The organism is Nonomuraea sp. NPDC050786 (assembly GCF_040654115.1).
GTDB lineage: Bacteria > Actinomycetota > Actinomycetes > Streptosporangiales > Streptosporangiaceae > Nonomuraea.
The window spans coordinates 52135-75077 of sequence record NZ_JBFAHJ010000010.1; the positions used below are offsets into that span (position 1 = coordinate 52135).

General features: G+C 71.9%; 19 protein-coding genes. 6 read left to right on the plus strand and 13 right to left on the minus strand.

Going from position 1 to position 22943, the window contains the following annotated elements:
• Nucleotide 1: 1 nt before the first annotated feature.
• Genes AB0H84_RS20325 through AB0H84_RS20350 form a run of 6 tightly spaced genes read right to left on the minus strand, consistent with a single transcriptional unit; the run spans nucleotide 2 to nucleotide 6116 of the window.
• Nucleotides 2-895 (minus strand): FadR/GntR family transcriptional regulator, encoded by an 894-nt coding sequence (locus AB0H84_RS20325; RefSeq protein WP_357605978.1) that lies wholly within the window; start codon nucleotides 893-895, stop codon nucleotides 2-4.
• Complete coding sequence (locus tag AB0H84_RS20330) at nucleotides 892-2028, minus strand: ABC transporter ATP-binding protein (protein ID WP_357605980.1); 1137 nt, start codon at nucleotides 2026-2028, stop codon at nucleotides 892-894. Before AB0H84_RS20330 ends, AB0H84_RS20325 begins: the two co-directional genes overlap by 4 nt.
• Nucleotides 2025-2834: a carbohydrate ABC transporter permease gene (locus AB0H84_RS20335; protein ID WP_357605983.1), complete on the minus strand. Its 810-nt coding sequence runs from the start codon at nucleotides 2832-2834 to the stop codon at nucleotides 2025-2027. Before AB0H84_RS20335 ends, AB0H84_RS20330 begins: the two co-directional genes overlap by 4 nt.
• Complete coding sequence (locus AB0H84_RS20340) at nucleotides 2831-3676, minus strand: sugar ABC transporter permease (RefSeq protein ID WP_357605985.1); 846 nt, start codon at nucleotides 3674-3676, stop codon at nucleotides 2831-2833. The genes AB0H84_RS20335 and AB0H84_RS20340 overlap by 4 nt, the downstream gene beginning before the upstream one ends.
• Nucleotides 3677-3696: 20 nt before the next feature.
• The gene (locus AB0H84_RS20345; RefSeq protein WP_357605988.1) at nucleotides 3697-4980 is read right to left on the minus strand and encodes an extracellular solute-binding protein; all 1284 of its coding nucleotides are present in this window, start codon (nucleotides 4978-4980) and stop codon (nucleotides 3697-3699) included.
• A gap of 14 nt (nucleotides 4981-4994) precedes the next feature.
• The gene (locus AB0H84_RS20350; RefSeq protein WP_357605991.1) at nucleotides 4995-6116 is read right to left on the minus strand and encodes a cellulase-like family protein; all 1122 of its coding nucleotides are present in this window, start codon (nucleotides 6114-6116) and stop codon (nucleotides 4995-4997) included.
• 115 nt (nucleotides 6117-6231) lie between these two features.
• Here AB0H84_RS20350 and AB0H84_RS20355 point away from each other — a divergent pair, with 115 nt between their 5' ends.
• Together AB0H84_RS20355 and AB0H84_RS20360 are read left to right on the plus strand one after the other, a co-directional pair.
• Nucleotides 6232-7434: a mandelate racemase/muconate lactonizing enzyme family protein gene (locus tag AB0H84_RS20355; protein WP_357605994.1), complete on the plus strand. Its 1203-nt coding sequence runs from the start codon at nucleotides 6232-6234 to the stop codon at nucleotides 7432-7434.
• Nucleotides 7431-8483 (plus strand): alcohol dehydrogenase catalytic domain-containing protein, encoded by a 1053-nt coding sequence (locus tag AB0H84_RS20360; RefSeq protein ID WP_357605997.1) that lies wholly within the window; start codon nucleotides 7431-7433, stop codon nucleotides 8481-8483. The genes AB0H84_RS20355 and AB0H84_RS20360 overlap by 4 nt, the downstream gene beginning before the upstream one ends.
• 51 nt (nucleotides 8484-8534) lie before the next feature.
• On the opposite strand, the gene AB0H84_RS20365 is transcribed toward AB0H84_RS20360, so the two are convergent.
• Nucleotides 8535-8966: a MarR family transcriptional regulator gene (locus AB0H84_RS20365; RefSeq protein WP_357605999.1), complete on the minus strand. Its 432-nt coding sequence runs from the start codon at nucleotides 8964-8966 to the stop codon at nucleotides 8535-8537.
• A 99-nt stretch (nucleotides 8967-9065) separates the two neighbouring features.
• Between AB0H84_RS20365 and AB0H84_RS20370 the strand changes: the two genes are divergently transcribed.
• Entirely contained in the window at nucleotides 9066-10517 is a 1452-nt protein-coding gene (locus AB0H84_RS20370; protein ID WP_357606002.1) for an MFS transporter, read from the plus strand.
• A 36-nt stretch (nucleotides 10518-10553) separates the two neighbouring features.
• On the opposite strand, the gene AB0H84_RS20375 is transcribed toward AB0H84_RS20370, so the two are convergent.
• Genes AB0H84_RS20375 through AB0H84_RS20385 form a run of 3 tightly spaced genes read right to left on the minus strand, consistent with a single transcriptional unit; the run spans nucleotide 10554 to nucleotide 17328 of the window.
• Nucleotides 10554-13094, minus strand: coding sequence for an NACHT domain-containing protein (locus tag AB0H84_RS20375; protein ID WP_357606005.1), 2541 nt, complete (start codon nucleotides 13092-13094; stop codon nucleotides 10554-10556).
• The gene (locus AB0H84_RS20380; RefSeq protein WP_357606008.1) at nucleotides 13091-13744 is read right to left on the minus strand and encodes a hypothetical protein; all 654 of its coding nucleotides are present in this window, start codon (nucleotides 13742-13744) and stop codon (nucleotides 13091-13093) included. Before AB0H84_RS20380 ends, AB0H84_RS20375 begins: the two co-directional genes overlap by 4 nt.
• Nucleotides 13745-13773: 29 nt before the next feature.
• Complete coding sequence (locus tag AB0H84_RS20385; protein ID WP_357606011.1) at nucleotides 13774-17328, minus strand: AAA family ATPase; 3555 nt, start codon at nucleotides 17326-17328, stop codon at nucleotides 13774-13776.
• A 292-nt stretch (nucleotides 17329-17620) separates the two neighbouring features.
• On the opposite strand from AB0H84_RS20385, the gene AB0H84_RS20390 reads away from it, so the two are divergent.
• The gene (locus tag AB0H84_RS20390; protein ID WP_357606014.1) at nucleotides 17621-18925 is read left to right on the plus strand and encodes an NB-ARC domain-containing protein; all 1305 of its coding nucleotides are present in this window, start codon (nucleotides 17621-17623) and stop codon (nucleotides 18923-18925) included.
• 7 nt (nucleotides 18926-18932) lie between these two features.
• Here the strand turns inward: AB0H84_RS20390 and AB0H84_RS20395 are convergent, their stop codons facing one another.
• Nucleotides 18933-19682, minus strand: a complete 750-nt coding sequence (locus AB0H84_RS20395; RefSeq protein WP_357606017.1) for a glucose 1-dehydrogenase — start codon at nucleotides 19680-19682, stop codon at nucleotides 18933-18935.
• Between the two features lie 92 nt (nucleotides 19683-19774).
• Between AB0H84_RS20395 and AB0H84_RS20400 the strand changes: the two genes are divergently transcribed.
• Nucleotides 19775-20335 carry a helix-turn-helix domain-containing protein gene (locus AB0H84_RS20400; RefSeq protein WP_357606020.1) on the plus strand — a complete coding sequence of 187 codons (561 nt, stop codon included), beginning with the start codon at nucleotides 19775-19777 and terminating at the stop codon, nucleotides 20333-20335.
• Between the two features lie 59 nt (nucleotides 20336-20394).
• Nucleotides 20395-21189, plus strand: coding sequence for an alpha/beta hydrolase (locus AB0H84_RS20405; protein WP_357606023.1), 795 nt, complete (start codon nucleotides 20395-20397; stop codon nucleotides 21187-21189).
• Nucleotides 21190-21195: 6 nt separating this feature from the next.
• On the opposite strand, the gene AB0H84_RS20410 is transcribed toward AB0H84_RS20405, so the two are convergent.
• Entirely contained in the window at nucleotides 21196-22323 is a 1128-nt protein-coding gene (locus AB0H84_RS20410; RefSeq protein WP_357606026.1) for a prolyl oligopeptidase family serine peptidase, read from the minus strand.
• On the minus strand, nucleotides 22307-22885 hold the full coding sequence (locus tag AB0H84_RS20415) for a TetR/AcrR family transcriptional regulator (RefSeq protein ID WP_357606029.1): 579 nt from the start codon (nucleotides 22883-22885) through the stop codon (nucleotides 22307-22309). Before AB0H84_RS20415 ends, AB0H84_RS20410 begins: the two co-directional genes overlap by 17 nt.
• Nucleotides 22886-22943 lie beyond the last annotated feature (58 nt).

Sequence of the window (22943 nt, forward strand, 5' to 3'; positions counted from 1 at the left end):
GTCATGAGGGTGCGCGCAGGTCCGCCATGAGGTCGTCGGCGGACGGCGTCGCGGGCGAGGCGAGCCGGTGCTCGATGACCTCGGCGAGGTTGGCGTCCATGTCGGGCCCGTAGAACTCCTCGGCGAGGCCCAAGTGGCGCCGCATCGCCTCGCGCGCCCCGTCGGGGTCGCGGTCGAGGATGTGCTCCAGGATCACGGTGTGCAGGGGCTCGCCGGCCTCCCGCACCTCGCGGTCGCTGAGGCTGCGCAGCATCAGCCCGTACGTGAGGTCCTGGATCGAGGTGAACATCATGTGGATGACCGGATTGCCCGAGGCCCTGGCGATGGTCTCGTGGAAGGTGAGGTCCACCCGCGCCCTGGCGTGCACGTCGCCCGGCAGGGCGAAGAGCTGGTGGACGCGGAGCAGATCGGTGCGGTCGCGCTTGGTGGCGTTGACGGCGGCCAGGCCCGCGGCTTCGGTCTCCAGCATCACGCGCGCCCGCATGAGCTGGCGCGCGGTCACGCCGGCGGCGCGGGCCGCGAGGTACATCGGCCGCATCAGGTTCTCGGCCGTGTAGCGGCGCACGAAGCTGCCGCGCTGCGGCGAGACCTCGATCAGCCCCCGCTCCTGCAGGGCCCTGAGCACCTCCCTGATGACCGGGCGGCTGACCGCGAACTCGGTCGCCAGGTCACGCTCGGACGGCAGCCGCACGCCGGCGGCCCAGTGCCCGGTCAGGATCCGGTCCTCGAGGACGGCGATCAACGCTCCCGGGCTGGTCTTACCAGTCTCCGTGGCCGTGCTCTCGGGCGATGGCTTCTTCCCGGCATCGGTGGCCGTGCTCTCGGGCGACGGTCTCTTCCCGCCAGCGGCGGTCATGCTCTCGGGCGACGGCTTCTTCCCGCCATCAGCGGTCATGCCGACCACGGTAGCGGCTCGTCGCCGGTCGCGAGCCCCGTGCCGTGCCAGCACGCCCGCCCGTCCGGCCGGAAGAGGTGGAGATCGGTGAGCGGCACGTGGAAGGACCCGTGCTCCCCGTCCCGCGGCCCGGTGCGCGGCGGGACGCGGGCGACGAGCGCCCGTCCACTGCGGTCTCGGAGATGGAGGATGCGCTCGTTGCCGAGATTCTCCCCGTACGACACGGTTGCCGCGAGCTCGAAGGACGGCGACGCGGCGTCGGGACGCACACGTACGGACTCGGGCCTGAAGCCGATCCGCACCGACTCGGGCAGGTCGTCCGGCAGCACCTCGCGCGGCAGCCGCCAGCGCAGATCGCCGCTGGTCAGCTCGAACCAGTCCGCGTCCGCGCGCGCGGTGGCGTCGAGCAGGTTCATCCGCGGGCTGCCGAGGAAGGTGGCGACGAACTCGTCGGCAGGCTGCTCGTAGATCTCGGCCGGGGTGCCGATCTGCGCGAACTCGCCCTCGTTGAGCACCGCGACCCGGTGGCCCATGGTCATGGCCTCGACCTGGTCGTGGGTCACGTACAGGACGGTGCCCTCGGTGCGGCGGTGGAACTCGATCAGCTCGGCACGCATCTGCACCCGCAGCGCCGCGTCCAGGTTGGACAGCGGCTCGTCCATGAGGTACGCGGCCGGCTCCCGGATCATGGCCCGGCCCAGCGCGACCCGCTGGCGCTGGCCGCCGGAGAGCTGTCCCGGCTTCTTCCTGAGCTGGTCGGCGAGCCCGAGCGCGCGGCTGGTGTCGGCGATCCGCTGCCGGATGACGTCCTTCGGCACGCGGTGGGCGCGAAGCCCGAACGCCAGGTTGCCCTCGACGCTGAGGTGCGGGTAGAGGGCGTAGTCCTGGAACACCATGCCGATCCCGCGGTCGCCCGGGTGGGCGTGGGTGACGTCACGGCCGCCGACCGTCACCCGACCGGCGCTGACCGGCTCGATCCCGGCGACGATGCGCATCAGCGTGGACTTCCCGCACCCGGACGGGCCGACGATCACCAGGAACTCCCCGTCGCGCACGTGCAGGTCGATGTCGGTGAACAGCACCTGGCTGCCGTAACGCTTGGTGACCCGCTCGATGCGGATGCCGTCGGTCATCGCTTGATTCCTCCGAGGGTGAGGCCCGAGACGTAGTAGCGCTGCAGCAGGGCGAACAGGGCCAGCGGCGGCAGGATCGACAGCAGCGCGGCCGCGGTCTGCAGGTGGTAGACGATCCCGTGCTCGCCCTCGAACGACGAGAGCGCGAGCGGCAGCGTCCACAGCTCCTGCTCACTGGCGGCGATCAGCGGCCAGATGAGGTTGTCCCACTGCGCCAGGAACTGCAGCAGCAGCACGGTGAGCAGGGCGGGACGCAGCAGCGGGACCGCGATGAGGAAGAAGATGCGCAGCTCGCCCGCGCCGTCCACGCGCGCGGCGTGCAGCATCTGCGCCGGGATGCCCAGCGCGAACTGGCGGACCAGGAAGACGCCGAGCGCGCTGGCCAGGAACGGCGCGATGAGGCCCTGGTAGCTGTTGAGCCAGCCGATCTCGCTGAGCGCCACGAACACCGGGATCATGACGACCGCCGGGGTGAGGGACAGCGCGATGATCACCAGGTTGAGCAGGGCGGCCCTGCCGGGGAAGCGCAGCCGGGCCAGCGCGTACCCGGCGGCGGCCGAGATCGCCACGTCGAGCACCGAGACCGCCGAGGCGATCAGGACGCTGTTCAGCAGGTAGCGCGGGAACCGGCCGTCGGTCATGATCTGGCCGATGTTGTCGAACAGCGCGAACCCGTGAAAGCGCAGCCCGGACAGGTCGCTGTCGTCCGGCGCCGACGCGAGCACGACCATGGAGTAGAGCGGCAGCAACATCAGCGCCACGAAGCCGATGAGGGCCAGGGTGGTGAGCGCGCGGCTGATTCTCATTCCTCGTCACTCCTGATCAGCTTGAACTGGGTGAAGGCGAAGACCAGCAGCGCCACCAGCAGGACGATCGCGATCGCCGACGCGTAGCCGAACCGGGAGTAGGAGAACGCGTTGTTGTACAGGTAGAGGGGCAGCACCTGGGTGGCGTTGACCGGCCCGCCCTTGGTCAGCAGGTAGGCGGGGACGAAGGACTGCATGGCCCCGGTGACGGCCACCACGATCACGAAGGTGAACGTGCGGCGCAGCAGCGGCACGGTGACGAGGAAGAACGTACGCAGCGCGCGGGCGCCGTCGATGGCCGCGGCCTCGAACACGTTCGCCGACAGTGCCTGCAGCCCGGCCACGAAGATGATCACGTAGAGGCCGACGTACTTCCAGATGACCATCACGAGCAGCGCCCAGATGGCGTAGCCGGAGTCGGTGAGCCACGGGTGGGCCCCGGCCAGGGTGTCGGCGAGCCCGCCGGTCGAGTAGATGACCTGCCACAGCACCGTGGCGCCGACCAGCGGCATCACCGCGGGGATGAAGACGAGGCCGCGCAGCCAGGCGCGCAGCCGCCCTGGCTTGGCCAGCGGCACGGCCACGACCAGGGCGATCACGATGGTCGGGCCCACGGCGAAGACCGTGTAGAGCAGGGTCACCCGCACGCTGGCCCAGAACTCGTCGTTCGCCCACATCTGGCGGTAGTTCTCCAGGCCCACCCACTCGGGGGTGCCCGACAGGTCGTACGAGGTGAAGCTCAGGTAGAGGGCGGCCAGCGCGGGCAGCGCCCAGAACAGGACGAAGTACACGATCGCCGGGGCGGCGAGGCCCGCGCCCGCGCGGGCCTCGCTCCCCGTCATGCTGCGAGTCATAACGCGGGTCATTTGAGTATCCGCGCCACAGCCGCATCGAACGCTGCCGCGGCGTCCTTGGCCGGCCGCTGCTTGTGGATCACGGACTCGAGCGCGTCGAGCAGCGCTTTGATCGTCTCGGTCCACTGCGGCAGCACCGGGCCGAAGTCGGTGTACGGTAGCTGCTCCTCCAGCTGCTGACTGGCCTTGTCACGGGCGCTGGGGAGCTTCTGCCAGCCGGCCGTCGGCGTGACCAGGCCGGTGGCGGAGAGCTGCTGGTCGACGTTGGCGGAGCTGGAGAGCCAATTGACGAAATGCCAAGCCGTATACGGATTTTTCGCCTTTTTGGCTACCAGCCATCCCCACGAGTAGCCGGAGGCCACCTTCTCCTTGCCCGCCCAGGAGGGCACCACGGCGCTGTCGAAGGTCTCGCCCAGCTTGGCCTTGGGATTGAGCGCCGGGATGAGGCTGGAGGTGAACCGGCCGGACACCAGCATGGCCGAGGTGCCCTTGGCGAACAGGCCGAACGCGCCCACCGGGTCGCTCAGCCTCGGGTTGCCCTGGCGGCCGTAGTACTCCAGGGCCTGGATGCCCTCCGGGGTGTTCAGGCCGCCGCGTCCCGAGGTCTCGTCGACGATGCGCCCGCCCAGGCCGTTGATCAGCGGAAGGAAGTTCAGCATCGCCCAGATGTTGTCGGCGAGCTGCCACTGGAGGCCGACCTGGGAGCCCGTGGTGAGCTTGCGGCCGAGCTCCTCGACCTCCTCCCAGGTGGCCGGGGGCTTGTCGGGGTCGAGCCCGGCCTGCTCGAAGCGGTCGCGGCGGTACCACAGGTGGACCGAGTTGAAGTCGATCGGCACTCCGTAGACCTGGTCCTTGTAGGTCAGGGCGGCGAAGGCGTTGGTGTCGAACCTGCTCTTGAGCTCGTCGAGGGAGCCCGCGCCGAACTCCGCCGGCGGCAGCGGCGCGACCTGCCCCTTGGACGCCCGCTCCGCGAGGGTCCAGGCGCCGACCTTGATGAGGTCCGGCGGCGAGCCCGTGGTGAACGCGGTGGAGAGCTTGGTGTCGAGGTTGGCGATCGGGACGTAGAGCGGTTTGATCGTCACCTTCGGGAACTGGCGCTGATACTCGGCGATCTTGGCGTTGAAGTACTTGTCGTTCGCCTCCTCATGGTGCATCCAGGCGATGACCGGGCCCTGCGGCCCGGCCTCCTTGGAGCCGACCGGCTCGCCGCCCGATCCGCAGGCGGCCAGCGGGCTCGCCAGCCCCAGCAGGGCGGCGCCGCGGAGAAGGTCTCGGCGGGGGATTGCAGTCATGTGTCCGGTTCCTCTCAGGAGACGGCCGCGAACTCGGTGACCCCCGCGTGGATGGCGTCGGTCATGCGCCGGTGCCAGGCGATGTCACGCCACATGCCGGTGAACTGGGGACCGCAGAAGTTGCTGGTGGACAGCGCCTCCCAGCGGCCGGTGGCCAGCGCGGCGCGTACCCCGATCTCGCACAACTCCTTGACCCAGCCCCAGTCGCGGCCGGGGCCGTCCTTGTAGTTGACGATCCCCCAGCACTCGGTGGTCACCAGCGGCTTGCCGGCCGACCGCGACCACTCCGCGACCTTCCCGATGTGCTCCGTCAGGACGGCGGCCCACCGCTCGGGCTCCGCCCGGTACAGGCGCTCGGCCGGGCCTGACAGCGGCTCGTAGGCGCGCGGGTCGAACTGGGAGTGGTGCAGGTCGTAGCCGATCCGGGTGTAGAAGTCGGTGGTGGCCTGGGGGGTCAGCCACACGTGCGGCTCGAGCAGATCCAGCTCGGACAGGTCCTCGCCGTCGGCGCCGGTGGTCTCGGTGCAGACGGACAGCGTGTAGCGGTGGCGGGGATGGGCCGCCCGCAGGGTGCCGATGGCCTCGCGGGTCCAGCTCCGCACGACCTCGTGGCCGCGCGAGAGGGTCTCGGCGTCCGGGTCGTTGCCGTACAGGAACGGCGCCCACATGGCGAGCGGCCACTCGTTCACCAGGTCGACGAAGTAGATCGCGTCGCCGAGGCCGGCGCGCTCGATCGCCGAGAGCGTGACGTCCCAGACGCCGGCCAGGTCGGCCGCGGTCCGGATCCTCGAGCGGGCGTCGAGCTCGTCCTTCCTGAACCAGGAGGACAGCGCCACCCGCAGCCCCCGGGCCGCGCACGCCTGGATGAACTCCAGCAGCTCGGGCAGCACGCGTACGGAGACCGGCTCGGTGGCCCCCCACGCCTCGAAGTGCCACACGGGCAGCAGCCGCCAGGTCCGCTCCGGGCCGGCCGCGACCAGATGGGGGAAGGCGTCGATGCGCACCGCGTCGTAGCCCCGCTCGACCAGCTCGTCGAGCGCGCGGTCCCAGTCCTGGTAGCCGGCGCCGTCCCAGCGCCGTTCCAGCCAGGAGAAGTCCCACATGGTGATCGCTAAGGGGCTGTGGGTCAACGTCATAGTCTCAACATCCGTCCCGACGTTGGTCTTACCAGATTGCCCGAGCTTCCCTGGTGGATACGGTCTTGTCAAGCTCTTGTTAGTCGCTGGTCTGACCAGATATGGTCCTCGAATCATGAGCATCCGAGCCGCCGGCCTGGAAACCATCCGATGCCCGATTCAGCCCAACGTGCTCCTGGTACGGCTGCACACCGACGACGGCCGGACCGGCCTCGGTGAGTCGTTCTTCGGGGCCGAGGCGGTCGAGGCGTACCTGCACGAGACCGTCGCGCCGCAGCTCGTGGGCGCGCCGCTGCCCAGCCCGGAGCGGCTGCGCCGGCTGCTCACGGGACACGTGGGCTTCCAGGGCAGCGGCGTGGAGACCCGCGGCAACGGGGCGATCGACATGGCGGTGTGGGACCTGCTCGGCAAGGCCGCGGGCCTGCCGGTGGCCGCCCTGCTCGGCGGGCCCTACCAGGACAGCCTGCCGGTCTACAACACCTGCGCGGGGCCCTCGTACGTCAAGGACGAGCCGCGCCAGGCCGTGTCCAACTGGGGCCTGGCGGAGGCGTCCCGGTACGAGGACCTGCGCGGCTTCCTCGAACGGCCGGGCGAGCTGGCCAAGGACCTGTGGGACGAGGGACTGCGCGCCATGAAGGTGTGGCCGTTCGACGAAGCGGCCGAGCGCACCGGCGGCATGCGGCTGGAGCGGGACGACTTACGTGCCGGCCTGCGGGTTCTCGACGAGATCAAGAACGCCGTCCCCGAGATGGACGTCATGGTCGAACTGCACGGGCTCTGGAGCCTGCACGCCGCGCTCGGCCTGGTCGGAGAGCTCGAGCGCTTCGCCCCGTACTGGGTCGAGGACCCGTTGCGCTCCGACGGCCACGCCTCCTACGCCACGCTGCAGTCCGCGACGTCCGTGCCGCTCGCCACCGGCGAGACGCTGACCGGGCAGCGTTCGTTCCGCGCGCTGCTGGAGCGCTCGGCGATCCGCGTCGCGATCGTCGACATCGGCTGGACGGGCGGGCTGACCGAAGCCCGCAAGATCGCCGCGCTCGCCGACTCGTACGACCTGCCGTTCGCGCCGCACGACTGCACGGGGCCCGTCTCGTTCGCGGCCTGCGTACACCTCGCCCTGAGCCAGCCCAACGCGCTGGTGCAGGAGAGCGTGCGCGCGTTCCGCCACACCTGGTACGAGGAGCTGGCGACCGGCCTGCCGCCGGTGGAGAACGGCCGGGTGAGCCTGGACGGACGGCCCGGGCTGGGCGTCGAGCTCGCCGAGGGCCTCACCGGGCGTCCAGGCGTGACGACCCGGCTGACCGGGACGCGGGCATGAAGGCGCTGCGCTGGTACGGGCGCGGCGACGTCCGGCTGGACGACGTCGAGGTGCCCAGGCCCGGCCCCGGCGAGGTGCTGATCGCGGTCACGCTCTGCGGCATCTGCGGCAGCGACGTCGAGGAGTACCACGCGGGCCCGATCGTGGTGCCCGTGTCGCCGCACCCGCTGACCGGCCGGGCGGCGCCGCTCACCCTCGGGCACGAGATCGTCGGCGTGGTGGCGGAGCCGGGCGCGGGCGTCACCCTCGCGCCCGGCACCCCGGTCGTGCCCGACGTCGTGCTGGGCTGCGGCCGGTGCTGGTGGTGCGCTCGCGGGGAGTACCCGCTGTGCGAGCGCGGGGCGGCGCTCGGGCTGCAGGACGACGGCGGGCTGGCCGAGTACCTGGTGGCGCCGGCCGATCGCTGCGTCCCCCTGCCCGGCGGCATGCCGGCCGAGGTCGCCGTCTTCGCCGAGCCCGCCGCGGTCGCCGTACGAGCGCTCGACAAGGCCGGTGACGTGTCCGGCGCCGTGGTCGCGGTCGTGGGGGCCGGCGCGATCGGGCTGCTGGTCGCCCAGGTGGCCGGGTGCCGCGGCGCGGCGGCGATCGTCGCGGTCGACCCGGACCCGGGCCGCCGCGCGCTGGCCGGCTCATGCGGACTGGTCGTCGCCTCTCCCGGCGACGCCGCGGACGCGGCCGTGCGCGAGCTGACCGGCGGGCGTGGCGCCGACGTCGTGGTGGAGAGCGCGGGAACCGCCGCCGCTGTCACGGACGCGGTGTCGCTCTGCCGGCGCGGCGGCACCACCGTCCTGCTCGGCGTCACGCCGGAACCGGCTGCCCTTCCCGCGCTGGACGTGGTGCTGGGGGAGAAGCGCGTCGTCGGATCGGCCTCGCACCGCTGGGACACCGACGTGCGCGGGGCGGTCGCCCTGCTGCACGGCGGGCGCGTCCGCGTGGATCAGCTGCCGGTGCAGACGGTCCCGCTGGCGGAGGCCGTACGGCGGGGGCTGGCCGACCCGCCGCGGGGCCTGCTGAAGACCATCGTCGAGGTGGTGCCCGTGCGCGGCTGAGGGCACCGCCCGCCCGCCGCTGTCACGGGCGCCCTGCCGCCCCGCCCGCCGCTAGTGCTCGATGCTGGCGTTGAAGTGTGCCAGGCCCTCGGCGAAAGCGGCCAGCTCCTCCGGGGTCCAGTCCTTGAGGACCGTGGCCAGGCCGTTGAGCCGGTACTCGCGTTCCCCGGCGACCCGCCGCAGGCCCTCGTCGGTGATGCGGAGCTTGCGTGCCATCCCGCCCTCCGGGTCGGGGATGCGTTCGGCCAGGCCGTCGCGGAGCAGGACGGCGGTCTGCCGGTTGACGGTGGAGGTGTCTAGGCTGAAGGCCTGCGCGAGCTGGCCGATCGACATCGGCCCCTCGGCCTCGAGCCGGCTGAGCAGGATGTAGCTGCTGCCGCGCTCGAGCCGCCGTTCCTGGACAGGCGAGGCCGTCGCCGCCAGCTCCTTGTAGCGGCCGATGAGCATGAGCTCGCGCTCGATGTGAACGATCTCCTCGCGCACGAGTCCCTCCCCACCGCGTCTCGAAGATCCCTCTATATAGGGAACTGTAGGATACACACTGTATGCATCGTGCATATCCACGCGAAATTCGGAGAACTCATGAGTTCGACGCGCGCCGCCCAGCGCAGCGGAGCGATCATCAGTGTGCTGGCCGCGGCCGGCATCACGGTCTCGCTGATGCAGACCCTGATCGTCCCGCTCATCGCCACCCTGCCGGAGCTGCTGCACACCACCCCCGCCAACGCCTTCTGGGCCATCACCGCGACCCTGCTGGCCGGCGCGGTGGCCATGCCCGTCTCGGGACGGCTCGGCGACCTGTACGGCAAGCGCCGCGTCATGATGGCCAGCGCGCTCCTGCTGGCCGTCGGCTCCCTGGTGTGCGCGCCCGCCAACTCGCTGGCCCCCATGGTGATCGGCCGTACGCTGCAGGGGCTCGGCATGGGCGTGATCCCGCTGGGCATCGCCATCATGCGTGACGTGCTGCCGGCGGAGCGGCTCGGCTCGGCCATCGGGCTGATGAGCTCCTCGCTCGGTGTGGGCGGCGCGCTCGGCCTGCCCGCCGCCGCGCTCGTCGCCCAGTACGTCAGCTGGCACGCGCTGTTCTGGGCCGCGGCCGGGCTCGGCCTGCTGATGAGCGTCCTGATCATGCTGATCGTGCCGGAGTCGCCGGTCAAGTCGCCGGGACGCTTCGACTTCGTCGGGGCGGCGGGGCTGGCGGCCGGCCTGGTCCTGCTCCTGCTGCCGATCTCCAAGGGCAGCGACTGGGGCTGGACGAGCGGCACCACGCTCGGGATGTTCGCCGCCTCGGCGGTGATCCTGGTGCTGTGGGGATGGTGGGAGCTGCGCAGGCCCGCGCCGCTGATCGACCTGCGCACCAGCGTGCGCCGCCAGGTGCTGATGACCAACCTGGCCTCGATCGTCATCGGCTTCGCCATGTACGCGATGTCGCTGATCACGCCCCAGCTGCTGCAGCTGCCCGCCGCCACCGGGTACGGCCTGGGCCGTTCGATGGTCGAGGCCGGCCTGTGGATGGCGCCGTCCGGGCTCATGATGATGGCGATCTCGCCCGTGGCGGCGCGCCTGTCCGCCGCGCGGGGACCCAAGACGTCCCTGCTGCTCGGCACCGTCGTCATCGCCGCCGGCTACCTCATGGCACTCGGCCTCATGGGCCACGCGTGGGGGGTCCTGGTCTTCTCCGCGGTGGTCGCCGCGGGGATCGGCTTCGCGTACGCGGCCATGCCGTCCATCATCATGAGCGCCGTGCCGCTCACCGAGACGGCCGCCGCCAACGGGCTCAACAGCCTGATGCGCTCGATCGGCACGTCCTGCGCCAGCGCCGTGCTCGGGGCGGTGCTGGCCAACCTGACGATCAAGTTCGGCCCCGCGACGCTGCCGTCCGAGGCAGGCTTCCGCGCCGGCTTCATCATCGGCGGCGGCGTGGCCCTGCTGGCGGCGCTCATCGTCCTGGCCATCCCGGGCCGCCGCGCCGCCACCCACCCGGCGGCCCCGGGCCGACCCGCGGACGCCGGCCAGGAAGTCCGCGCGCACTAGCCAGCAGGCGCGCAGCGCGTACCGGCCCGCACTCCCTCAGCTCAGAGGCGCCGGTGCGGGCCGGCCGGTGCCGTTCCCGGCGCTCTCGGGCGGAGTCAGGAAGTCCTGGAGTTCGCGGTGCCGGAACTGGTACGTGGCGCCGGTGACGCGCAGCAGCCGGGCCTCGCAGGCCCAGTCGAGAAAGTCCCACAGCCGCAGCGGAAGCAGGCCGCGCATGACCGCGACGACCAGCCCGATCATGGTGCGGGTCCAGGCGAGCGCGCCGAACGACAGGCCGAAGGTCACGCCGCCGATGAGCGCGCACGCCAGTGACTCGACGACGTCCTGGTTCATGACGAACACCAGGAACGCGGCCACACCCCCGGTGAGGCCGAAGGCCAGCCCGATCGTCAGGTTGCGGTGAAGGGCCTCGCGCGGATGGGCGAGCTCCGCGTCCCTGCTCCAGCCCCCGGTGGTGATCTTGAACAGCACCCCGAGCGCGAAGGCCAGCACGAAGGCGCCGGTCACGCCAACGGCCAGCGGCACCGGGCCGGCGTGGGACAGCCGCAGCGGCGCCAGTCCGGTGAGCGCGCCGCACAGTCCGAAGCCCACCAGGGTGACGAGTTCGGCGCGGACCACCCCGGACACGGTCGTGCGCTCGGCCCCCCGCCGACCGGCGGCGGTCAGCCCGATGACCGCTCCGAGCGCCAGCCCGCCGGTTCCCCCCGCGGCGACGGCGAAGACGGGACCGAAGACGCGCCCTCCGGTCAGCAGCAGCCCGGCCAGGCCACCGAGCACTCCGACGGGGAGGCCCGCCAAGGCGCCGAGCAGACCGCCGGTGAGGCGCCGCCGCCGAGGGACATTGCTCCGCCCACCGGCGGCGGCCGGCCAGGGCGACAGCGACAGGCCGGTCGCGACGGCCACCCAGCCCGCCATGAGGGCCAGGGTGAGCAGCTGCTCCGGGTCGGGTCCGGCACGCAGGCCGCCAGGGCTGTCGACCGCCGAGCCCGTCCAGAACGCCAGCATGGCGATGACCGCGAAGATCGCACTGCACAGGCAGTGCAGCGCCCGGACCCGGCGCCGCCCGCCGATCGGCCAGAGCAGGTGGGGGACGATGTCGATCGCCGTCAGGCCGGGCGGCGGCCGATCCTCCTCGGCGGTGCGGGTGGCCTGCCACCGCAGGTGGGCCGCGAGGTGCACCAGCCACGACCGCACCTGACGAGGCTGGTACGGAGTGCCGTGGGCGGTGCGGGGCGTGAGGCCGGTCGCCGCCGGCACGTACGCCTCCAGCAACCTCCGGCCGATCGACACCGCTCCCTCACGCGGGCCGGTGCGCGAATCCACGCGGAGCAGCTCGACGGGGTCGGCGCCGGCCTCCACAGCGGTGGCGGTCAGCAGCAGCCGCCAGGGTGTGGCGAGAGCGGTGTGCACCGCCTTCCCCAGCGGTCCGGACAGTGCCGCACGGATGTCGTCGCGGTGCTTCTCGCATGGATGGCCGTCCGGCCAGCGGGCGCACAGGTACGTGCTGATCTGTTCGGTGGTCAGGCTGTGCAGGTGGATCCGGGCGGCGCCGTCCAGCTCGGCCCCGGCCGCGCGCAGCTCGGCGTGGCGATCGGCTCGGCAGGTCACGACGACGGCCCCCGGCCGCCGCCCGGACAGGTCGCTGTACCGGTTGAGCTCGGTCAGCAGTCCGATCGCCCGGCGCGGCGGGCCCATCGACGGCTCGGGGTCCAGTTCGTCCAGTCCGTCCACCACCGGCAGCACCCGGCGATCACGTACCAGCCGCAGCGCGTCCTGGAGCGCGAGCCCGAAGTCCTGCGCCAGCTGCTCGGCCAGCCATGGTTCGAACGGCCGCCCCAAGGTCCATCGGGCCGCGTTCAGGCGCACCGGCACCATCCGCGGATGGCCGGGCCGTCCGTCGGCGGTCACGAAGGGCTCCAGGAGTTGCAGCACCAGCTCGATGGCGAGCACCGTCTTGCCCGATCCCGACGCGCCCACGACCAGCAGGCGCTGCGGGCGCAGGCCGGTGAAGAGACGGCCGATCGAGTGCAGGTCGTCCGCCACCTCGCCGGGTGCGTCGTCGCGACGGATCGAGCCGGCGTGCAGCGCGAAGGAGACGGGCGCAAGGTTGTAGCCGCCCAGCAGCCCCTTCCGCGCCCTGTCCTCCTCCCGGAGCACCCGCCGCGTCAGCAGCTCGAGCGCGTGATCCGGCACCGGCTCCGGCATTCGCTCCTCGGCGCCGGACGGTGGGGGAGTGGCCGATCCGGCCAGGGCCGTCCTGGCGGCCCGCCAGCGTTCGAGCTCTCCGGGAATCAGCTCGGCCGGAAAGTCGCAGGAGCGTAAGCAGGCGGTGACGAAGGCTCGCACGAAATCCCACCGGGGCAGCCGGTCGGTCTGCCGCAGGACATGCGAGGTCGTGCTCTTCGGCAGCGCGTCGACCATGGCCCCGTCCGGGGTCACCGTCTGGCCGCCGAGAGAGCGCATCCTGCTCAGAGACGGCTGCCCCGCCCACTGTCTGAGCTGGACCAGTGATTGGACGAAGTCCGTCACGCTGCCGGCCTGGGCGGGATCGGGCTGGGAGGGACGGTCCGCGATCACGGGCGCCCCGTCCTCACCAGCGACCACTCGAAGCTCGCCCTGCCGCGGTGCGGCCACCGGCCGTCTAGGAACCGGCCCTCCAATGTCTGGACATGGCGTGACTCCATCAGGAAGTTACGTGCCTCGTCGGCCTCGACCAGCTCCCGGCCGACCGCGATCGGGACGAACCCGTGCCGGGGGATGTAGACCCACCGGCCGCGATCCCAGTCATAGGGGTCGAACCAGCGGTGGCGCACCGTTCCGGAGATCCGCACCTCCTGCCCGTCCCGGGTCAGGACGAACGAGCCCTGCGAGCGCAGCAGGCTCACCCTGCTGACGTAGAACAGCTCCGTACCGATGAACGCGTTGATCCGCGCGTCCCAGTGGTCGTGCAGCCACGTGGAGGCGCCGTCACGCAGCTGTCCCGCCTCCCGGGCGAGCTGTCGTTCGAATCGGCGCTGGTTCCTGCGCTCGGCCCTCTTGATCACTTTGAACGAGCGCAGCCAGCGCAGGGACATCGTCCTGGAGGCGCCCGCGCCGTCCATGAAGTGTTCCAGGAAGTCGGAGGCGAGCGGGTGGAACTGCCGGCCGCCGTCGATGATCGAACGGAACAGCGCGGCCAGTTCCGGGACGGGCCTGCCTGTCCGTCGCCGGAAACCTCGAAGGAACATGCTCGCTCTCTCCGTGGTGGGGGCCAGAGTCACGGACACGTCTCGCGATATTTCTCCTGCGGTACCAAATTCTCCCATTCCTCCCGGGTGAGGGAGCGGCCCGCGTTGGCGCACGCGGCGGCCACCAGATCGGGGGGCGTGCGGACGTTCCACAGCCGCGCTGTCCTGTCGTTCGACACCGTGGCGAGGGTCGTCCCGTCCCGGCTGTAGGAGAGCGCGGTCACGCCCTTGGTGTGGCCGGTCATCGGGGTGCCGAGCCGCCGGTAGGTCCGCAGGTCCCACAGCTGCACGTCCCTGTTGGACATGCCGGTGGCGAGGATCTCGCCGTCCGGGCTGAAGGCGAGCGTGTTCGTCGAGCCGTCCTCGGTGATCAGGCCGATGCCGACCGCACGGCGGCGCGGCACGTCCCACAGCCGGACGCTGGAGTCGGAGGCCGTGAAGGCCAGCCTCCGGCTGTCGGGGCTGAACGCCATGGTGTTGACCAACCCGGCCTGGGGCGCGTACGACGGGCCCTGGATCTCGCGGCGGGTGGCCACGTCGAAGAGCCGGACCCGGTTGTCGAAGCCCGCGGTCGCCACAGTCGCCCCGTCGGGGCTGATCGCCATCGCCGTGATGAGGTCGGTGTGGTCGGGGACGGTGATGCGCGGCCCGGTCTCAGCGCGGCGCGCGAAGTCCCAGAACACGATGGACTTGTCCTTCTGGGCGGCGATCAACCGGCCGTCGGCGCTGATCCTGACGAACGAGAACCCCCTTTCATGGACGATCTCGCGACGGCTCGCGACGTCCCAGAGCCGCAGGCCGTCCGCGCCTGCCGACAGGAGCGTCCGCCCGTCGGGGGCGAAGTCGAGCTGGTACACCGCAACGCGAGGGCTCTTGGGGTGCAGCGGGGGGCCGAGGCGACGCTGGGTGGCCACGTCCCAGAGCTGGATCGCGGGGTCCTTGTCGTCGGGCATGCCGGTGGCCAGAATCCGCCCGTCAGGGCTCAGCGCGACGGCGCCCAGTGCGGGCATCGTGGTCCCGAGCTGCAGGTGGGTCCGGGCGTCGGCCAGCCGTGCCACGCCGTCGGCGCCGGCGGCGGCGATCAGCTGCCCGTCCGGGCTGAACGCCACACTGTTGACGCTGCTGTAGTTGTCCCTGAGCACGAGCAACTGCTGCCGGCCGGCCGTGTCCCACAGGACGGTACGGCCGCCGCTTCCGCCGGTGACGATCCGGGTGCCGTCCGGGCTGAAGGCGATCGAGTAGTAGCCGTCGGTGTCCTTGAGCAGCCCTGTCTGCTTGTGCGTGGCCGTGCTCCACAGGCGCCCCGTCCGGTCCGCGCCCACGGTCGCGAGCATGGCGCCGTCCGGGCTGAGAGCGACCTTGCCGACGCCCCAGCGGTGTCCGATGAAGGGGGCGCCGATCTGGCGGGACGTGGCGGTGTCCCAGAGGCGTGCGGTCCTGTCCTCGCTCGCCGTGGCCAGGATCTTCCCGTCCCGGCTGAAGGCCACTCCGTGGATGATGCCGGCAAGGCCGGGCCTGTCGTCGCGGCGGCCCATGGGAGCGCCGTGCGGACGGTGCGTGGACACGTCCCACTGCTGGACGACGCCTCTGAAGTCGCCGGTCACGAAGGTCTTCCCGTCCGGGTTGTACGCGATCGCCGACACGACGTCCGTATGGTCCAGCGGGGGGCCCAGCTCGCGACGGGTGGCCACGTCGTAGAACCGGACGAGGTTGAGACACACCGCGGCCAGCGTACGGCCGTCGGGGCTGAGGGCCAGCTTGACGTCCTGGCACTCGTACTTCCGATGGGTGATCGGGGCGCCGAGCTGCCGCCGCGTCGCCGCGTCCCAGAACCGCACGATGCCGTCGTCGCTTCCCGTCACGATGGTGGAACCGTCGGGGGTGAACACCAGTGCCGTCAGAGGTCTTGCGTCCGCGCTGAGTTTCCCCCGGGCGGTGCGGGTCGCCGCGGACAGCACGCGGTTGCGGGCCTCGTCGGTCTCGGCGATCCGCCAGGCCGCCACGGCGAGCATCGAGGCGAGGGGGACGTCGCCGGTGACCTCGCTCTGCGCCGCGAGCTGGCGGGAGCTCGCCCGCCTGCGCTGCCAGTCGGCGTCGTTCGCGGCGTTGACGGCGGCCCCGGCCGCGATGAGGGCGAGCACCGACAGCATCGCGAGGCCGGCCATGACGAGACGACGGCGGCGGCCCGCTCGCCGCACCTCCCGCGTGGAGGCCGCGAGGAAGCGCTCCACGGTGGGGCCGGGCGGCGGAAAGCTGTCGGGGTCGCGCTCCCAGCGGTGCCGGGTGTCGTCCACGGCGAGCAGCCGGGCGCCCCGGTAGAGGAAGGCGGGGTCGCGGTGGTTGTCGGCCCACTGCGCGGCGTCCTCGACGAGCTGGTCGTACACCGCTTGCGCGGCGAGGTCGGGTTCGAGCCACTGCCGCAGGGTCGGCCAGGCGGTCAGCAGCGCGTCGTGGGAGATCTCGGCGGCGTCCTCGTGCAGGGTGAGCAGGCGCCGGCCGGCGAACGCGGACAGCAGCGCCTCGACCTGGTCCCGCCGCTCCGGGGAGTGTGCGGCCGCGGCGGCGTGGATCTCGGCCAGCGTCGCCCTGCGCCGCGCCACCCGCCCTCCCGCGGTGATCAACGTCATCCGCCGGAAGAGCCTGAGCGCGGTCTTGCGCTCCTCCGGCGGCAGCCGCCCGAGGACCTCGTCGGCGGTACGGCGCACGGAATCGAGGACCCGGCCGGATTCCTCGTAACCCCGGACGGTCAGGGTGCCGTCCTCGCGTCTCTCCCAGGTGTTGCGCAGAGCCTGCGAGAGCAGGGGCAGGGCCCCGGCCTCGTAGCGATCGCCGGCCGTCCGGTCGGCGCCCAGCTCGCCCAGGATGGTCTCCACCAGACCGGGCTCGATCTCCAGGCCGCCCGCGGCCGCGGGGCCCGTGATGGCCAGTCGCAGGTCCGACTCCGTCATCGGCTCGACGATGACCTGGCCGTCCTGGATGGCCTCGGCGAACTGCGGGTACGCGGCGCAGCGCTCCCAGTAGTCGGCGCGCACGCTGATGATCACTCCGGCGCCGCGCGGGCCCTCGGCCATGGTGTCCAGGGCCCTGACGAACGCCTGGCGCTCCTGCTCGTCGGCCACCAGGGTGAACAGCTCCTCGAACTGGTCGACCACCAGCACCAGACGGTCGTCGGGTGAGAGAGCTCCGGACAGGACCCGCCGTGGATCGTCCCGCAACTGCTCCTCGACAGTTCCGGCGCGCCCGCCGAACGCCTGCGTCCACGCTTCGGCAAGCGCGTGAAACGGCTTCGCGGTGGGTGTGACGATCAGGCGCGGCCAACGCCGTGATCCGGCGACCGGCAGCCTTCCTTCGGCCAGCGCCGGTATCAGCCCCGCCCGTAACAGCGACGACTTGCCCACACCGGAGGCGCCCGAGACCAGCAGGATGGATCCGTGCTCCGCCCAACGCCGTCCCAGGCGTTCGAGGAGGCTCAGCGTCGCCCGTGCGCGCCCGAAGAAGAGCCCGGCCTTCGCCGTGTCGAACGGCGCAAGGCCTTGGTAGGGGCACGCATCGTCCGGATGGCCGCCCTCCTCCCGCTCGTCCATGGCGCTCATTCTGGCCAACCGCGACCACGCCCATCAAACGTCTTCCGCGCCGCAAAGCCCGCCTGTACCGTCCGATTTCGTCCAATGCCGTCCGACCAGTGGCTTGAACGGCGCGAACCCGGATTCGATGGGCACCTGTCTTCGCCGCAGGGCGACGATGAGGACGGGGGTGTCGATCATCAACACAACGAGGGGACCGGCCCCGGCAATGGCGGGCTGCCGGCCCTGGGCAGGGTTGCCGGCCGTTTTCCCGCCGGCGGAAGTCGTGCGGGAGCCCGATGCGGAGCCGCCTGTGGAGCCGCCTGCGGGGGCGCTGCTGCGCGGGTGGCGGAAGCGGGCCTTGCTGACCCAGGAGCAACTCGCCGAAAGAGCCGGGCTCAACGTCCGGACGGTCCGCCGGCTGGAGAGCGGCAAGCCCTGGCAGCCTCGCACCAGGTCGATCCTGCTGCTGGCAGAGGCGCTGGAGCTGGACGGCGAAGAGCAGGCGACGCTGGTCGCCGTCACCCGCGGCCTGCCGGTGCCTGCCCACCGTGGTGATCCGGAGGAGACCGGCCCATCGTCGGTGGCGCGGACCGTTCCCCGGCAGTTGCCCGCCGATGCCGCGACGCTGGTGGGCCGGAGGCGCGAGCTGGCGATCCTGGAGACTGTGACTGCCGTCTCCATCGACGGTATGGCCGGAACGGGCAAGACGGCGCTGGCCGTGCGCGCCGCCCACCGGCTTGCGCCCCGATATCCCGACGGGCAGCTCTTCGTGAACCTGCACGGCCACGCGCGCTCGATGGCGCCGGTCGAGCCGGGCGAAGCCCTTGCCCGGCTGCTCCGCACGCTCGGCGTGCCCGGCGAGCACATCCCCCGGCACATCGATGACCGTGCCGCGCTGTACCGCAGCGTGCTGGCCGACCGCAAGACGCTGATCGTGCTGGACGACGCGGCCGACGAGCAGCAGATCCTTCCCCTGCTGCCCGCCGGCTCGAACTGCCGGTTGATCGTCACCAGCCGCCGCCGCCTCACCTGCCTGGACGGCGTCCGAAGCCTGTCACTGGAGACGCTGCTGCCGGTGGACGCGGTCGCCCTGTTCACCCGCATGGCCGGGCGGGAGCGGGTCACGGGCACTCCGGTGAACGTCCTGACCGAGGTCGTGCGGCGCTGTGGGTCGCTGCCCCTCGCCGTCCGCATCGCCGCCGCCCGGCTTCGGGCGCATCCCATCTGGAGCGTGCGGCACCTGCTGGACCGGCTGACGGACGACCCGCTGGCCGAACTGGAGGCCGGACGGCACAGCGTGACCGCCGCCCTGGACCTGTCCTACGAAAGGCTCTCCGCTGAACAGCGGCACGCGTACCGGGTGCTGGGCTCGCGCACCGGCACGGACTTCGGCGTCGACGCGGCCGCCGCGCTGCTGAACACGACCGCGCGACAGGCCAGGCGGCTGCTGGACCAGCTGGCGGACGCCCATCTCGTGCGGGAGGCCGCCCCCGGCCGATACAGGCTCCACGACCTGGTCCGCCGCCATGCCTCGGCCGTTCACGTGACGAGCCGATTCCCGCCTGTGCGGGCGGCCTCCGACACGATGACGGCGGGCACGTCGTCGCCGCGGTGATCGGCGGTCAGGCCGCCGACCAGCCGCCGTCCACCGGGACGAGCGCGCCGTTGATGAACGAGGCGGCGTCGGAGGCGAGGAAGACGGCGGCGTCGGCCATCTGCTCGGGCTGGGCGATGCGCTCGCCGAGCGAGAGCACGGGGCCGAGCCGGGTGGCGCCGACCGGGTCGAAGGACGCGTTCGTGGCGATGTTGGTCATGGTGGGACCGGGCAGGATGGCGTTGCAGCGGATGCCGTCGTTGGCGTACGCCCAGGCCACGCTGCGGGTGAGGCCGACCACGCCGTGCTTGGACGCGGTGTAGGCGGCACCGGCGGCGCCGCCGCGGATGCCGGCCTCCGACGCGGTGTTCACGATCGCGCCGCCGCCCTGGCGCAGCATGTGCGGCAGCACCGCGTGCGTGACCAGGAACGTGCCGGTCAGGTTGACCCGCAGCACCCGTTCCCACAGCTCGAGGGGGATGTCGGCGGGCAGGGCCATGGTGTCCATGATCCCGGCGTTGTTGCAGAGCACGTCGATGCGCCCGTACGCGCTGATCGCGGCCTGGACCAGTGCGGCGACCGAGGTCTCGTCGGCGATGTCGGCGCCCACCGCGACGGCCCGGTCACCGAGGTCGGCGGCGGTCTGCTCGGCGCTTTCGGGATTGACGTCACAGACCACGACCCGGGCGCCCGCCTTGGCGAACGCCACGGCCATGGCCCGGCCGATCCCGGACCCCGCTCCGGTGACCAGGGCCACCTTGTTGTCGAAGGTGCTCAACGAGTCCGTCCTTTCGATCGGCGGGTGCCGAGCCCCGCCCTTGTGCGGCGCAACCAACCGGACAACTTTGTCCGGTTGCTACCATAGCCGCTGTGCCGGACACCCGTCGATCGAACAGAGGGCCGAGCGCCGCCGCGGAGAACCGGGCGGCGCTGATCGCTGCGGCGCGCGAGGTGTTCGCCAGCTCTGGATACAACGCGCCGCTCAGCATGGTCGCCCGCGCGGCGGGGGTCGGTCAGGGCAGCCTCTACCGGCACTTCCCCGACCGCATCAGCCTCGCGATGGCCGTGTTCGAGGACGGTGTCACCCAGCTGGAGGCGCTGGCCGCCGAGCCCGGCGCCACGCTCGACGACGTGCTGACCCTGATGACCGAGCAGACCATCGCCTCGACCGCGTTCATCGACATGGTCACCACGCCCCCGGCCGACCCCGACCCCCGCATCCTCGAGGTGCGCGACCGCGTGGCGAACCTCCTGGCAGGCATGCTCCCCGCCGCCCGGCGCGCGGGCGCCGTCCGCGACGGCGTCACGGCCGAGGACCTCGTGCTGGTCGTCGGCATGCTCGCCGGAGTCCTCGCGAGGACCCCGGCGCCGCGCCGGCGCGTGGTCGCCGGACGGGCGTGGGCGCTGCTCCGCAAGGGGATGGAGCCCTGAGGGCGGGCCTCGGCTAGCATCCGCTGCGGAGACCGGCATCAGCGGAACGGTGGTGACCGATGACAAGCGTGCGGCGTCGATACGTGGACACCCGGTTGGGCCAGATGCACCTCGCCGAATGCGGGAGCGGCACACCGGTGCTCTTCCTGCACCAGACCCCGCGGTCGTGGAGCGAGTACATCCGCGTGCTGCCGATCGCGGGCGGCCGCGTGCACGCCATGGCCATGGACACGCTCGGCTTCGGGCAGTCGGCCCGTACCGGCGAGTTCAGCATCGAGCGCTTCGCCGACGGCGTCGAGGCGGTGCTCGACGCGCTCGGCCTCTCCCGGGTCGCCCTCGTCGGGCACCACACGGGCGCCGTGATCGCGCTGGAGGTGGCGGCCCGCGACCCGTCGCGGCTGTCGGCGCTGGTGCTCTCGGCGATGCCGCACGTCACGCCCGGACGCCGGGCCCGGCTGCGCGACCTGCCCCAGGTCGATCACGTGCGGCCGGCGGCCGACGGCGCGCACGTCACCGAGCTGTGGCGGCAGCGGCGCGGCTTCTACGACGCGGGTCAGGAGGACGACCTCACGCGGTTCGTGATCGACGCCCTGCAGGTGGTGGAGCGCCTCCAGGACGGTCACGCCGCCGTGGGCGCGTACGAGATGGCGTCGCGGCTGCCGCTCGTACGTACCCCGACCCTGCTGCTGTGCGGGGCGGACGACGCGTACTCGCTGCCCGACCAGCCGGCCCTGGCGCGGGCGCTGGGGTGCGAGCTGAAGGTGATCGACCGCGCCGGCGTCTGCCTGCCCGAGCAGCGGCCGGACGCGTTCGCCGAGGCCGTGCTGTCGTTCTTGGCTCAGTCCCGCGTCTAAGGGGCGCTACGGGGACAGGAAGTCGCGGACGAGCCGGTCGTAGCGGGCGCGATCCACGTTCCATGCCTCGGTGTGCCCGCCCTGCGCGAACGGCTCGAACTGGATCTTCCAGCCCAGGCGCCTGCCGGTGGCGACGAGGTCGTGCGCCTCCTGGATCGGGTGTTCGGTGTCGGGCACGGTGTGGATCAGCAGGAGGGGTGGCCTGATCTTCGGCGGGTAGCGGATCAGGCTGAGCCGGTCCGGGTCGACCCCGGTGCGCCACTCGGTGACCTGGTCCGACAACCGCGCCACGAAGGCGGGCAGATGGAAGTTCTTGGCGCCCTGTTCGCCGGTCATCCGCACGTCGATCATGGGCGCGTCCATGATGACCCGGTCGACCAGGTTCGCGAGCGATGACCTGCCCAGGAACTGCCCGATGATCTGGCCGCCCATCGAGGTGCCGTACAGGATGAACCGCCGCGCCCCCATCGTCTGTGCCTGGCGTAAGGCGGCCTCCAGGTCGCGCCACTCCGAGTCGCCCAGGTGCAGCAGCCCGTCGGGCGAGGGCGGCGCCCCTTCGTCGTTGCGATAGCTGATGTCCAGGAAGGGCAGCTCGAGCCCGTGCACGACGGGCAGGATCTTCAGCTCCGCCTTGCGCCGCCCGTTCTGCCCGTGGACGGCGACGACCCAGGTGGCGCCCTTGCCGGGCACGTACCAGGCGGGCGCGGGCCCGAGCTCCGTGGGGACCATGATCTCGGTGTAGCCGATCCCCCAGGCGACCTCGGGATCGCCGGGCGGAACGTCGCCGAACCAGCCGGGAGTGCCCACAGAGGGGGTCGGACCTCGCAGCACCTTGCGCGTCACCCGGCCCGGGACGCGGGACACGACGTCGCCGAGCATCGAGTACGCGCCGCTCCACTCCAGCCAGTACGTGCCGGGCTTGCCCGACTCGGGCGTCTGCTCCAGCGTCACCAGGTCGCCCTGCACGGTGAGCACCCTGGTGTTGCTCGTGCCGTAATGGATGACCTTGATCCCCTGGTCACTGCCGAACCAGGCCCCGTATCCCACCGCCGCGACCAGGAGGATCAGGACCGCCCCGCCCGCGATCCACGCCCTGCGCCGCCGGCGGGGCCGCCGCTCACTTTCGGACGCCATCGAGAACCCTCCGCGCCGTACGCTCGCACAACCCGCGAAAACCGTCTTCCTCCAGGCCGATGCGGCCACCGAGGTAGAGCTGGACGAGCCCTTGGATGGGCGACGTCAGCGCCAGCGTCACCTCCAGCGGATCGTCCTCGCGCAGCAGCCCCTCGCGCATGCCCTCCTCGACCAGCACGACGAGCATGCTGAACGGCGACCCGCCGCCTTCGAAGTCGTCGGGGAAGCGCCGAGCCCGCCGGCGGCGCTCAGTCATGAGGAACCCGTACAGATGCGGCCGCCCCAGGGCGAAGTCGAGAAAGTCCTGCAGGAGGCCGAGTGCCCGGTCCTCCCACGAGCCGCCCGTGACCCGGGTTCCCCAGCCTTCGGCCAGTTCGCGGAAGGCCCGGTCGGCCACCGCGTCGAGAAGCGCCTGGCGACTCGGATAGTGCTTGTAGGTGGCCATCGGGGACAGGCCGACCATGTCGGCCACCCGCCGCATGGTCACGGCCCGAGCGCCCTCGCTCACGAGAACGGACTGCGCGGCGACGGCGATCTTCTCCGCTGTGTTGGAAGCGCTCACGGTGTACACCGTAAACCCTGAAGGTGTACGTCGTACACCTCTCGGCGACGGCGAACTC